The following is a 12263-nucleotide window of genomic DNA, read 5'->3' as shown; positions in this document are numbered from 1 at the left end:
GGGGGCGTGCGTCTCAGACCCGCATCGGCTGCGGGGACTCGCGCCGGTCCGCGTCGGGGCCCGGGTACTCGCGCAGGATCTCGTACCGGGTGTTCCGCTCCACCGGCCGGAAACCGGCGTCGCGGATCAGGTCCAGCAGGTCCTCACGGCCGAGCTTGTTCGGCGTGCCGAAGTCGTCGGCGTCGTGCGTGATCTTGTACTCGACGACCGAGCCGTCCATGTCGTCCGCGCCGTGCTGGAGGGCGAGCTGGGCGGTCTGCACACCGTGCATCACCCAGAACACCTTGACGTGCGGCACGTTGTCGAACAGCAGCCGGGAGACCGCGAAGGTCTTCAGTGCCTCGGCGCCGGTCGCCATCGTCGTCCGCGCCTGGAGCTTGTTGCGGACCTTGCCGTCCTTCATGTCGACGAAGTCGTGCTGGTAGCGCAGCGGGATGAAGACCTGGAAGCCGCCGGTCTCGTCCTGCATCTCGCGCAGCCGCAGCACGTGGTCGACGCGGTGCCGGGGCTCCTCGATGTGCCCGTACAGCATCGTCGAGGGGGTCTTGAGCCCCTTCTCGTGCGCGAGGCGGTGGATGCGCGACCAGTCCTCCCAGTGGGTGCGGTGGTCGACGATGTGCTGGCGGACCTCCCAGTCGAAGATCTCCGCGCCGCCGCCGGTCAGCGATTCGAGACCGGCCTCGATCAGCTCGTCGAGGATCTCGGAGGCGGTGAGGCCGGAGATCGTCTCGAAGTGGTGGATCTCCGTCGCCGTGAACGCCTTCAGCGCCACGTTCGGCAGGGCTTCCTTCAGCGCGCTCAGCGAGCGCGGGTAGTAGCGCCACGGCAGGGAGGGGTGGAGTCCGTTGACGATGTGCAGCTCGGTGAGGTTCTCGCCCTCCATCGCCTTGGCGAGGCGGACGGCTTCCTCGATGCGCATCGTGTACGCGTCCTTCTCGCCCGGCTTGCGCTGGAACGAGCAGTACGCGCACGAGGCGGTGCACACGTTGGTCATGTTGAGGTGACGGTTGACGTTGAAGTGCACCACGTCGCCGTTCTTGCGCGTGCGCACCTCGTGCGCCAGCCCGCCCAGCCACGCCAGGTCGTCGGACTCGTAGAGGGCGATCCCGTCCTCGCGGGTCAGCCGCTCGCCGGCCCGGACCTTCTCCTCCAGCTCGCGCTTGAGTCCCGCGTCCACTAGGGCGCCTCCCATATCTCCGTACAACAGACTCCGCCCAACGGTACGCCTACGACTCCTCGGGGAGTTCCCCGACCCGGTTCTCCCACTTGGTGGAGAGCACGATCGTGGTACGGGTCCGGGAGACGCCCTTCGTCCCGCTCAGGCGGCGGATCGTCTTCTCCAGTCCGTCCACGTCGCCGATGCGCACCTTGAGCATGTACGAGTCGTCGCCCGCGATGAACCAGCAGTCCTCGATCTCCGCGAGGTCCTTCAGCCGGCGCGCCACGTCCTCGTGGTCGGCGGCGTCCGAGAGCGAGATCCCGATGAGCGCGGTGACTCCGAGCCCCAGCGAGGCGGAGTCGACGGTGGCGCGGTAACCGGTGATGACACCGGCGGTTTCCAGCCGATTGATGCGGTCGGTGACGCTGGGGCCGGAGAGCCCCACGAGCCGCCCCAGCTCGGCGTACGAGGCCCTGCCGTTCTCCCTGAGGGCCTGGATGAGCTGCCTGTCCACCGCGTCCATATGCCTGAAACCTTCCATTGTTCAGCAGTACCGCGAGTTTACGTGTAGAATCTAAGGCATGCAGGGCTTCGGCCCTGTAAATCTTCTAGAACATCCAAGAAACGCTTTCGAATCTTCAGGAGTGAACTTCACCGTGTACACGATCGAGATGGCCTACGCCCGGATGCGCGAGCTGCAGGACCTGGCCAACCGCTCGCGTGCCCACCAGCCCGCCGCCGCCCACCGCGTCGACAAGACCCGCGCCCCGCGCCCGTCCAAGAAGCGCTGACCCGGCCGACCCGGCCGACCCGGACCTACAGGTCCTGAGCGCCGCGGGAGCCGCCACCGAGCTCTCCTTCCCAGCGGCGGTACAGCCGGTGCGGCACGCCTGCCGCGTCCAGCACCCGCCCCGCGACGAAGTCCACCAGGTCCTGGATGTGCGTCGCGCCCGCGTAGAACGCCGGAGAGGCGGGCAGCACGACCGCGCCCGCCTCGTCCAGGGCCACCATCTGCTTCAGCGTCTGGCCGCTCAGCGGGGTCTCGCGCACCGCGACGACGAGCGGGCGGCGCTCCTTGAGCGTCACGCTCGCGGCCCGCTGGAGCAGATCCTTCGACAGACCGAGCGCCACTCCGGCCACACAGGCCGTCGAGGCCGGCACGATGAGCATCCCCTTCGCGGGGTACGACCCGGAGGACGGCCCGGCCGCCAGATCCCCGGCGGTCCAGTGGCGTACGCGCTCCAGCTCCGCGCCGCCCACCGCGAACGCGTCCGGCTTCCCGTCCGCGCCCCGCGCCAGCCAGGCCGCGAGGTCCTCGCGCCAGTGCCCGTCCCGGAAAGCGATGGCGGTCTCGTCCAGCAGGGTGAGCCGCGAGGCCCGGCTCACCACCAGATCGACGCTCTCGCCGGCCGCGAGAAGCCCGCGCAGCACGGCCGCCGCGAACGGGGTCCCCGAAGCGCCGGACACCCCGACAATCCAAGGCCGCCGCTGCTGATGAGTCACTGATGTCCCGGATTCCACAACTGCGAGCCTATCCGGCGCACCCCGGAGCCCCGCACCCGGAACCGGGCGGCGGCCCCGGACGTTCAACGGATGACGGGCAACCCAGGGGCAGGGGCAGACCATGGGCGATTACTGGACCACCGGCCGCGACACGAGTTCCACCACGACCGGCGGTGCACGCGCGCTGACCGCCGGCATCCTGATGGTGAGCTGGGTGGCCCTGCTCTGGCTGCTCGAAGGCATAGACGTGATGACCGGGCACGCCCTGGACACCTACGGCATCAGCCCCCGCGAGATCGCGGAGCTGCGCGATGTGGTGCCCGCCGCCTTCCTGCACAGCGGCTGGGAGCATGTCGCTTCCAACAGCGTCCCGCTGCTGGTCCTCGGCTTCATAGCCGCCCTGGGCGGGCTGCGCCGGTTCGCCGCCGTCGTCGCGACGATCATCGTGATCAGCGGCGTCGGCGTCTGGCTGACCGCCCCGGCGTACACGGTGACGCTCGGCGCGTCCGGCGTCGTCTTCGGGCTGCTGGGCTATCTGCTGGTCCGGGGCTTCGTGGACCGCCGCCCCTGGGACGTCCTCATAGGCATCGGCGTCGCCGTGGTCTACGGCTCCCTGCTGTGGGGCGTCCTGCCCACCGACTCGGGCGTGAGCTGGCAGGGGCACCTGTTCGGCCTGGCCGGCGGGGTGGCGGCGGCCTTCTTCTTCCGCCGCCCGCCCGGGCCCCGGGACAACCTGGTCACGGTCTGAGAAGCCTCACGGGGTGACGCCCTGCGGTGAGGGCTCACGGGGTGAGGCCGCGCACCAGCAGGTCCAGCAGCGCGCAGGCGAAGAGCGCGATGCCGATGAAGCCGTTCACCGAGAAGAACGCACGGTTCAGCCGGGACAGATCGTGCGGCCGCACGACGCGGTGCTCGTAGACGAACGCCACCGCGACGATCACCATGCCCGTCCAGTAGAAGAACTCGGCGTCCGTGGCCAGCCCGAACCAGACCAGCAGCCCGGTCGTGATCACATGACAGACCCGCGCACCCCAGAGCGCGGCCGGGATGCCGAAGCGGGCCGGGAAGGACAGCACCCCGTGGGCCCGGTCGGCCTGGACGTCCTGGCAGGCGAAGATCAGGTCGAAGCCGCCGATCCAGATCCCCACGGCGAGCCCGAGGATCACCGCGTCCCACGACCAGCTGCCGGTCACCGCGAGCCACGCGCCGACCGGCCCGATGGCCTGCGCGAGACCCAGGATCGCGTGCGGGAAGTTCGTGAACCGCTTGCCGTACGGGTAGACCACCATCGGCACGACGGCCAGCGGCGCGAGCGCCAGGCAGAGCGGGTTGAGCAGGGCGGCGGCGCCGAGGAAGACGGCGAGCGCGACGAGCGCCCCGGTCCACGCGGACTTCACCGACACCGCACCGGTCACCAGCTCCCGGCCCGCGGTGCGCGGGTTACGGGCGTCGATCTCCCGGTCGATGATCCGGTTGGCGGCCATCGCGAAGGTTCGCAGCCCCACCATCGCCAGCGTGACGAGCAGCAGGACACCCCAGCCGATGGTGCCGTCCAGCCGGAACATCGCGGTCAGCGCGGCGATGTAGGCGAAGGGCAGCGCGAAGACCGAGTGCTCGATCATCACGAGCCGGAGGAACGACTTGACCTTGCTGCCCGAGGGCGCCGAACCGGGTACGGACGCCGCCTCCGCCGCGCTGCTCACAGCCCGTACTCCTTCCAGCGGCGGTCGACCTTCGCCGCCGTCTCCGGGTCGGAGACGACCATCTCCGGCCAGCCCCCGTCCCGGGTGTAGCCCTCCGTGGGCAGCTTCCGGGTGGCGTCGATGCCCGCCTTGCCGCCCCAGAACTGCTGGTACGAGGCGTGGTCCAGGTGGTCGACCGGGCCTTCGACGACGGTGAGGTCACGGGCGTAGTCGGTGTTGCCGAGCGCCCGCCAGGCGACCTCGTTCAGATCGTGGACGTCGCAGTCGGCGTCCACCACCACGATCAGCTTGGTCAGCGACATCATGTGCGCGCCCCAGATCGCGCTCATCACCTTCTGGGCGTGCTTCGGGTACTTCTTGTCGATCGAGACGATCGCGCAGTTGTGGAAGCTCGCCGACTCCGGCAGGTGGTAGTCCACGATGTCCGGCACGACGATCTTCAGCAGCGGCAGGAAGAACCGCTCCGTGGCCCGGCCCAGCGGCCCGTCCTCGGTCGGCGGGCGGCCCACCACGATGGACTGGAGCAGCGGCCGCTTGCGCATCGTGACGCAGTCGATGGTCAGCGCGGGGAACGGTTCCTGCGGGGTGTAGAAGCCGGTGTGGTCCCCGAACGGGCCCTCGGGGAGCATCTCGCCCGGCTCCAGCCAGCCCTCGATGACGACCTCCGCCTGCGCGGGGACCTGGAGCGGCACGGTCTTGCAGTCGACCATCTCGATCCGCTTGCCCTGGATGAACCCGGCGAAGAGGTATTCGTCGATGTCCCCGGGCAGCGGGGCGGTGGAGGCGTACGTCACGGCGGGCGGGCAGCCGAACGCGATGGCGACCGGCAGCCGCTCGCCGCGCCGGGCGGCGACCTGGTAGTGGTTGGCGCTGTCCTTGTGGATCTGCCAGTGCATCCCGATGGTGCGCTTGTCGTGGCGCTGGAGCCGGTAGAGGCCCAGGTTCCGTACGCCGTTCTCGGGGTGCTTGGTGTGGGTCAGGCCCAGGTTGAAGAACGATCCGCCGTCCTCGGGCCAGGTGAACAGCGCGGGCAGCCGGTCCAGGTCGACGTCGTCGCCGGTCAGCACCACTTCCTGGACGGGCGCGTCGCCGGACTTCACCTTCTTCGGCGGCACGTGCACCATCGAGCCGAGCTTCCCGAAGGCCTCCCGCACCCCGACGAAGCCATGCGGCAGCTCCGGCTTGAGCAGCCCGCCGATCTTGTCGCTGATCTCGCTGTACGACTTCAGCCCGAGCGCCTTGAGCAGGCGCCGGTCGGTGCCGAAGACGTTCATGGCCAGGGGCATCGAGGACCCCTTGACGTTCTCGAACAAGAGGGCGGGGCCGCCGGCCTTGTTGACCCGGTCGACGATCTCACCGACTTCCAGGTGGGGGTCGACCTCGACCTTGATGCGCTTGAGATCACCGTCGCGTTCGAGGGCCCGGAGCAGGGAGCGAAGATCGTCGTAAGCCATGCGGTCCAGTTTGTCATCCCCGCCCGCGCCGCCCCGCCCGGGCTCCCCGCCGACGGGCCCCGGATCCTCGGCGCGGAGCCGGTACCCTGGCCGCGACACCGGGGACGCATCTGGCCCCACCGCCACTTCCTGGGGGACGCACCATGAGAGCCCTGATGATCCTCGTGCCGATGGCTCTGATGATCTACGCCTTCATCGACTGCCTGAACACCCCCGAGGAGGAGACGAAGCACCTGCCGAAGATCGCCTGGGTCTTCATCATCCTGCTCTTCTGGGTCGTCGGCTCGATCGGCTGGCTCGCGGCCGGAAAGGTGCGGCACGGCGCGGCCGGGGTCGGCGCGCCCTCCTCGTGGCAGCGCGGCAGGCGGACGCAGTGGGTGGCCCCGGACGACAACCCCGACTTCCTGAAGTCGCTCAAGGGTGACGGCCCGAAGGACGACAGCGGCAAGGACGACGGCGGCCGGGGCGGGAAGGATGCCGCCGAGCCGAAGACTCCGCAGCCGGAGGCGCCCCGGCCGGACGCGGAGAGCGACGCCGAGAAGGACCGCATCCGCCGCGAACGCAGCACGGGCCCCGACGACACGGCCCCGCCCGCCGCGCCCTGACCTGGCGGGTACGGCACCGGAGACGCGGAACGGCCCCCGGGAGGACGCAGGTCCTCCCGGGGGCCGTTCTCCGTGGCGGTGGGACGGGCCTCAGACCCCCGCGTAGGAGTGCAGGCCGGAGACGAAGATGTTCACGCCGTAGTAGTTGAACAGCCAGCAGGCGAAGGCGACGAGGGCCAGGTAGGCGGCCTTGCGGCCCTTCCATCCGGCCGTGGCGCGGGCGTGCAGGTAGGCGGCGTAGGCGACCCAGGTGATGAAGGACCAGACCTCCTTGGGGTCCCAGCCCCAGTACCGGCCCCAGGCGTCGCCCGCCCAGATCGCGCCCGCGATGATCGTGAACGTCCACAGCGGGAAGACCGCCGCATTGATCCGGTACGCGAACTTGTCCAGCGAGGACGCCGACGGCAGCCGCTCCAGGACGGAGGTGGCGAACTTCCCGGGCGTGCCGCCGGATGCGAGCTTGTTCTCGTAGCTGTCGCGGAAGAGGTAGAGGACCGTACCGACCGCGCCGAGGTAGAAGACGGCGCCGCAGATGATGGCGGTCGAGACGTGGATCCACAGCCAGAACGAGTCCAGCGCGGGTACCAGCTGGTCGCTGTCGGTGTAGAGGACCGTCGTCGCGAGGCCGAGGTCCAGCAGGACCGTGGTGACCAGCGGGAGGCCGATCCAGCGGACGTTCTTCCCCAGCGCGAGCAGCACCAGGTAGGAGCCGACCGCCACGGTGGAGAAGGTGATCGAGAACTCGTACATGTTGGCCCAGGGCGCCCGCTGTACGGAGAGGGCGCGGGTGAGGACGCCGCCCGCCTCGACGAGGAACGCCACCACGGTCAGCGAGACCGCGATCCGCCCCCACAGGTCGCCCTTGAACGTGCCGCCCGCCGCCCCCGGACCGTCGGGCACGTCCCGCGTACCGGAGACCGCGCGGGTGACGACCTTGGGCCGCTCCAGCACGGCCGTACCGCCGGCCTGCGCGCTCACGGGGGAAGCGTCGGCGGAAGCACCGGCTCCGGAGCCGGACAGTGCGGCGGCGGTACGGCCGACCTTGCTGCGGCTGCCGAGGACCCACTCCGCGATGTGCGCGAAGAAGGCCAGGGTGTAGACGGCCATCGACGAATAGATCAGCACATTGCTGATATCCGCCAGGCTCTGGTTGGTCGCGGCGGCGAGATTCACTTCTCAGCCCCTTCGGCAGGTGCTTCGGCAGGGTCTACGGGCCGGCTCCCGGCCTCGTGGGTGGCGTCGGGCGCGGCAGGTTTCTCCTGGGCGACCGGCGCCGTCGTGATCAGGGCGGCCGCGAGGTCGCCCAGTTCCTCGGGGAGCCGCGCGGACTCGCTGCGGCCCAGGCCCGCCATCTCCACGACGGTGACGCCGTCCGCGCCCCGGACCGCCCGCACCCACACCCGGCGGCGCTGGATGAACAGCGATCCGGCGAGTCCGGCGATGGCGGCGACGGATCCGGTGAGCGCCCAGCCGTTGCCCGGCTGCTGCGAGATCTGGAAGCTGGCCCACTCCTCGACGCCCTCGAAGGTGATCGATCCGGCGCCGTCGGACAGTTCCAGCTTCTCGCCGGGCATCAGCATCTTCTTGAGCAGTTCGCCGTCCTCGTCCTTGAACTGCTTCATCTTGGACGTGTCGAGCTGGTAGACGTTCTGCGCGAGACCGGAGTCGACGCCCAGGGAGCCGTGGTAGGCGCTGAGCGCCAGCACCGGGAACTGGAGGCCGGGGAACTGCGAGAACATCTGGCCCTTGCCGTGCCCCGCGAAGGTCGGCACGAAGAACGCCTTGAAGCCCAGCTGGGTCTTCTCGCCGGTCTTGTCCCGGTAGCCGTCCATCACCTTGATCGCGCCGGTCGAGGTGATGTTGTTGTCGATCGGCAGCAGCGGCACGGCGCTGCGCGAGACGACCTCGCCCTTGGGGTTCCGGACGGTGACGACCGGCGCGTAGCCGTGGGCGATCAGATAGACCTTGGTGCCGTCCACGACGAGCGGCTCGTTGACCTTGATGACGGCCTTGCGCTCGGGGCCTTCGGCTCCCTCGGTGTACGTCACCCGGGCCTCGAAGGTCCGCGGGGTGCCGCGCTGGGGGCCGCTCTCCTCGTACGTACCGACGAACTCGTCGAGCACGAAGCTGAACGGGGCCAGCGAGTCGGAGTCGTACAGCGAGCCGGACTTGAAGTCGTCGTACTGGGTGAGCGTGTTGGAGAACCCGTCGCCCTCGACGATCAGCTTGCCGCCCTCGGACTTGAAGAGCTGGCCCGCGGCGAAGGCGATCAGCATCACGATCAGGGCGAGGTGGAAGACCAGGTTGCCGACCTCGCGGAGGTAGCCCTTCTCGGCGGCGACCGCGTCGCCCACCTCGTGCGAGCGGAACCGCCGCCCGCGCAGGACCAGGAGGGCCGCCTCGCGGACCTCCTCGGGCTCCGCCTCGGTGCGCCAGGTGGTGTAGGCGGGCAGCCGGGTCAGCCGCTTCGGGGCGCCCGGCGGGCGGCTGCGCAGCTGGCCGACGAACTGGCCGGTGCGCGGCACGATGCAGCCGATGAGCGAGACGAACAGCAGGATGTAGATCGCGGAGAACCACACCGAGCTGTAGACGTCGAAGAGCTGGAGCTTCTCGTAGATCGGGGTGAGCGTGGCGTGCTGGTCCTTGAAGGCCTGCACCTTCACCTCGTCGACGCTGGTCTGCGGGATCAGCGATCCCGGAATCGCGCCGAGGGAGAGCAGGAAGAGCAGGATCAGCGCGACCCGCATCGAGGTGAGCTGGCGCCAGAACCAGCGGGCCCAGCCGATCACCCCCATCGCGGGCACACCGGCCCCGGTGTCGGTCTCCGGCCGCTCCTCGCGGGGTGCGGTGGAGAGCCGGTCGCCGGCCGCGCCGTGGGCGGACCCCTGCTCCCCCTCGTCCGCGCGCTCCCGCTCGTCGGTGCTGTTCGCGTTGCTCATGAACTCAGATCCCCACAACGAAGCCGCTGGACCAGCTCTGCATCTGCTGCATGAGCGTGGCCCACGCCCCGGTCAGCAGCAGGATTCCGGTCACGATCATCATGCCGCCGCCGATCCGCATGACCCAGGCGTAGTGGCGCTTGACCCAGCCGAACGCGCCGAGCGCCTTACGGAAGGCGACCGCGGCCAGAACGAACGGGACGCCGAGTCCGAGACAGTACGCGACGGTCAGTATCGCGCCGCGTCCGGCGGTGGCGCTCTCGGCCGACAGTGCCAGCACCGAAGCGAGTGTCGGGCCGATGCACGGCGTCCAGCCGATCCCGAAGAGAGCGCCGAGCAGCGGGGCGCCGGCCAGTCCGGTCACTGGCCGCTTGTGGATACGGAACTCGCGCTGCGTCACGCCCGGCAGGAGCCCCATGAAGAAGACCCCCATGAGGATCATCAGGACGCCGAGGACCTTGTTGAGCGTCTCGGAGTACATCTGGAGCTCCTGGCCGAAATAGCCGAAGAGAGCGCCGGTGGAGGCGAAAACGACGGTGAAGCCGAGCACGAAGAGCGAGGCGCCCGCCACCACCCGGCCGCGCCGGGCCTCGGCCAGGTCGGTGCCGCTGACCCCGGTGACGTAACTGAGGTAGCCGGGGACGAGCGGCAGAACGCACGGCGAGAAGAAGGAGACGAGACCGGCCAACAGGGCGAGAGGAAGGGCGATCAGCAGCGCCCCGGACAGGACGGTGTCGTTGTACGCGGCGAGCGTGGTCACCGGATCACTTCTCCGCGATGATCGGGTCGATCATCTTGTGCAGCTCGTCCGCGTCGAGCGCCTGGAGCGTGCGGGCCGCGATCTTCCCGTCCCGGTCGATGACCACGGTGGACGGGATGGCCTGCGGGTTCAGGGTGCCCTTGGGGAAGCGGAGGATGAGCTTGCCGATCGGGTCGAAGAAGCTCGGGTAGGTGATCCCGTAGTCCTTCTCGAAGTTCACCGCGGCGTCCCGCTGGGCGTCCCGGGTGTTTATCCCCACGAACTGGACGCCCTGGTCCTTCGTCTCCTCGGAGACCTTGGCGAAGTACTTCGCCTCCAGTCGGCAGGGGCCGCACCAGGAGCCCCAGACGTTGAGGACGACGACCTTGCCCCGGTAGTCGGCGAGGTCGAGCGGCTTGCCGTCCAGCCCGTTGCCCGCCAGCTTCGGAGCCGCGACCCGCTCGCTCCTGGCGACGGTGGAGATACCCCCGCTGCCGGTGACGAAGTTGGTGTTGCCGCCGCCCCCGGCCTTGTTGCCGTCCCCGCACGCGGACAGCGTCAGGGCACCGGCCACGGCGGTGGCGGCGAGCAGGGTGAAGCGGCGTCGGGACGCGCGGCCAAAGCTCATGTGAAAAGTTTCGCATGGCAGTTCCGGCGATCTCCCGCGCCCCCCTCAGTGCCCGTAAAGCCCCTTGTCAAGCCTGTTTAAAGAAGGAGTTCCAGCCACCGGCGGGCGACTGTCCGACGTCCAGCGTGCGGAGCTTGGCGAGCACGGCGGGGTCCTGGACGTCGAGCCAGTCGACGAACTGCCGGAACGAGACGAGGCGCACGTCCTCCTTGCCCGCGACTTTCTTGATCACTTCTTCGACGGCGTCCATATAGATTCCGCCGTTCCACTCCTCGAAGTGGTTGCCGATGAAGAACGGCGCGCGATTCGACTCGTACGCGCGCTGGAAACCGGCGAGATAGGCCCCGGTCGCCTGGGTGCGCCAGCCGGGATAACGCGAGGGCATGCCCTTCGTCGAATTCTTCGACTGGTTGGCGAGGATGTTGTAGTCCATCGAGAGCACCTCGAAGGAGTGCCCGGGGAACGGCATCGCCTGGAGCGGGAGGTCCCAGATCCCGCCGCGCTTCACGGGCCAGGTCTGGCGGCCGCCGGGCGAGCTGGCGTCGTAGCGCCAGCCCAGTTTGCCCGCGGTCGGCAGCAGATTGTCCTGGCCGAGCAGGCAGGGGGTGCGGCCGCCGACCAGTTCCTTGCGGTAGTCGAACGGGAGCGGGTCCTCGTTCTCCCAGCCGGTGTTGGTCCGCCATTCCGTGACGAAGGACACAGCCTGATCGATCTCGCTGCGCCATTGGGCGGGCGTCCAGCGCTCCACCGATCCGGAACCGCCGCAGAAATGGCCGTTGAAGTGTGTGCCGATCTCATGGCCGTCGAGCCACGCCTGACGCACGTACTTCAGCGTGTCCTTGACGTGGCCGTCGGTGAGATAGCCGATGTCGGAAGCGCCGCGGGGATTGTTCGGGGGACGGTAGAGGGATTTCTTCGACTCGGGCAGGAGATAGATCCCGGAGAGGAAGAAGGTCATGGCCGCGTCGTGTTCCTTGGCCAGGTCGAGAAAGCGCGGGAAGAGACCGTTGCCGACCTCGCCCGCACCGTCCCAGGAAAAGATCACGAACTGCGGGGGCTTCTGGCCGGGTTCGAGCGGAACGGGCGCGGAGGGCTGGTGCGGCTGCTTGCCGGTGTCGGCGGTGGAGCCGTCACCGATCAGCCGGACCCTGTCCTTCGGAGAACCGTTTCCGCCCCCGTTGCCGCCGGTGCCCGTGTCTCCCTTGCCGCTGCCCTGACCGGACCCGTCGCCTTTGGAGGAACCCGAGCCCCCGCAGCCGGCGAGTCCGATCGCGGCCGCGGCCCCGAGTCCGGCCCCGAGCAGCCCCCTTCGATTGATGTCGCGCATGCCGTCCCCATCCACGGTCGTTTTATCTCAAGGCCATACAAACTACTGAAGGGTTAGATGAGGTGGACAACACGACGGTTCCGCACATTTAAGGACTTTCTCTACGCTTTACCTTGGCGTCCGGCCCTGTCACCCCGCGCCCGCTCCTGCGGAAGGACGCGCGGGGAGGCCCGTGCCGTTCCGGGCACCGCCCGAGCGCATGTCCG

At 69.2% G+C, this 12263-nt stretch carries 13 protein-coding genes; 3 read left to right on the top strand and 10 right to left on the bottom strand.

Features of this window, described 5'->3' with window-relative positions:
- Positions 1 to 13: 13 nt before the first annotated feature.
- Complete coding sequence (mqnE, locus tag ACZ5WC_RS16275) at positions 14 to 1177, bottom strand: aminofutalosine synthase MqnE (RefSeq protein WP_096628905.1); 1164 nt, start codon at positions 1175 to 1177, stop codon at positions 14 to 16.
- A 49-nt stretch (positions 1178 to 1226) separates the two neighbouring features.
- Positions 1227 to 1682, bottom strand: a complete 456-nt coding sequence (locus ACZ5WC_RS16270; RefSeq protein WP_096628904.1) for an Lrp/AsnC family transcriptional regulator — start codon at positions 1680 to 1682, stop codon at positions 1227 to 1229.
- Positions 1683 to 1803: 121 nt separating this feature from the next.
- Between ACZ5WC_RS16270 and ACZ5WC_RS16265 the strand changes: the two genes are divergently transcribed.
- Complete coding sequence (locus tag ACZ5WC_RS16265; RefSeq protein ID WP_179500185.1) at positions 1804 to 1950, top strand: hypothetical protein; 147 nt, start codon at positions 1804 to 1806, stop codon at positions 1948 to 1950.
- A gap of 25 nt (positions 1951 to 1975) precedes the next feature.
- Here the strand turns inward: ACZ5WC_RS16265 and ACZ5WC_RS16260 are convergent, their stop codons facing one another.
- Positions 1976 to 2662: a UbiX family flavin prenyltransferase gene (locus ACZ5WC_RS16260; protein ID WP_468541402.1), complete on the bottom strand. Its 687-nt coding sequence runs from the start codon at positions 2660 to 2662 to the stop codon at positions 1976 to 1978.
- Positions 2663 to 2783: 121 nt separating this feature from the next.
- Here ACZ5WC_RS16260 and ACZ5WC_RS16255 point away from each other — a divergent pair, with 121 nt between their 5' ends.
- Entirely contained in the window at positions 2784 to 3410 is a 627-nt protein-coding gene (locus ACZ5WC_RS16255) for a rhomboid family intramembrane serine protease (protein ID WP_311120027.1), read from the top strand.
- Positions 3411 to 3444: 34 nt separating this feature from the next.
- On the opposite strand, the gene mqnP is transcribed toward ACZ5WC_RS16255, so the two are convergent.
- Together mqnP and ACZ5WC_RS16245 are read right to left on the bottom strand one after the other, a co-directional pair.
- A complete protein-coding gene (gene mqnP / locus ACZ5WC_RS16250; RefSeq protein ID WP_468541401.1) occupies positions 3445 to 4365 on the bottom strand; it encodes a menaquinone biosynthesis prenyltransferase MqnP in 921 nt (306 codons plus the stop codon).
- Positions 4362 to 5819 (bottom strand): menaquinone biosynthesis decarboxylase, encoded by a 1458-nt coding sequence (locus ACZ5WC_RS16245; protein WP_468541400.1) that lies wholly within the window; start codon positions 5817 to 5819, stop codon positions 4362 to 4364. Before ACZ5WC_RS16245 ends, mqnP begins: the two co-directional genes overlap by 4 nt.
- A 143-nt stretch (positions 5820 to 5962) precedes the next feature.
- Here ACZ5WC_RS16245 and ACZ5WC_RS16240 point away from each other — a divergent pair, with 143 nt between their 5' ends.
- Positions 5963 to 6424: a PLD nuclease N-terminal domain-containing protein gene (locus ACZ5WC_RS16240; RefSeq protein ID WP_468541399.1), complete on the top strand. Its 462-nt coding sequence runs from the start codon at positions 5963 to 5965 to the stop codon at positions 6422 to 6424.
- 90 nt (positions 6425 to 6514) lie between these two features.
- On the opposite strand, the gene ccsB is transcribed toward ACZ5WC_RS16240, so the two are convergent.
- The 5 genes from ccsB to ACZ5WC_RS16215 all read right to left on the bottom strand — a co-directional run bounded on the left by ccsB (position 6515) and on the right by ACZ5WC_RS16215 (position 12057).
- The gene (ccsB, locus tag ACZ5WC_RS16235) at positions 6515 to 7597 is read right to left on the bottom strand and encodes a c-type cytochrome biogenesis protein CcsB (protein WP_468541398.1); all 1083 of its coding nucleotides are present in this window, start codon (positions 7595 to 7597) and stop codon (positions 6515 to 6517) included.
- Entirely contained in the window at positions 7594 to 9363 is a 1770-nt protein-coding gene (gene resB / locus ACZ5WC_RS16230; RefSeq protein WP_468541397.1) for a cytochrome c biogenesis protein ResB, read from the bottom strand. The genes ccsB and resB overlap by 4 nt, the downstream gene beginning before the upstream one ends.
- Positions 9364 to 9367: 4 nt before the next feature.
- The gene (locus tag ACZ5WC_RS16225; protein ID WP_468541396.1) at positions 9368 to 10123 is read right to left on the bottom strand and encodes a cytochrome c biogenesis CcdA family protein; all 756 of its coding nucleotides are present in this window, start codon (positions 10121 to 10123) and stop codon (positions 9368 to 9370) included.
- A gap of 4 nt (positions 10124 to 10127) precedes the next feature.
- Complete coding sequence (locus tag ACZ5WC_RS16220) at positions 10128 to 10730, bottom strand: TlpA family protein disulfide reductase (protein WP_311120031.1); 603 nt, start codon at positions 10728 to 10730, stop codon at positions 10128 to 10130.
- A 67-nt stretch (positions 10731 to 10797) separates the two neighbouring features.
- Complete coding sequence (locus ACZ5WC_RS16215; RefSeq protein WP_468541395.1) at positions 10798 to 12057, bottom strand: polysaccharide deacetylase family protein; 1260 nt, start codon at positions 12055 to 12057, stop codon at positions 10798 to 10800.
- Positions 12058 to 12263: the final 206 nt, after the last annotated feature.

The organism is Streptomyces sp. NPDC033165, from assembly GCF_055577965.1.
The sequence above is the reverse complement of the archived record's forward strand: the minus strand, read 5'-3'. Positions and strand labels throughout refer to the sequence as shown.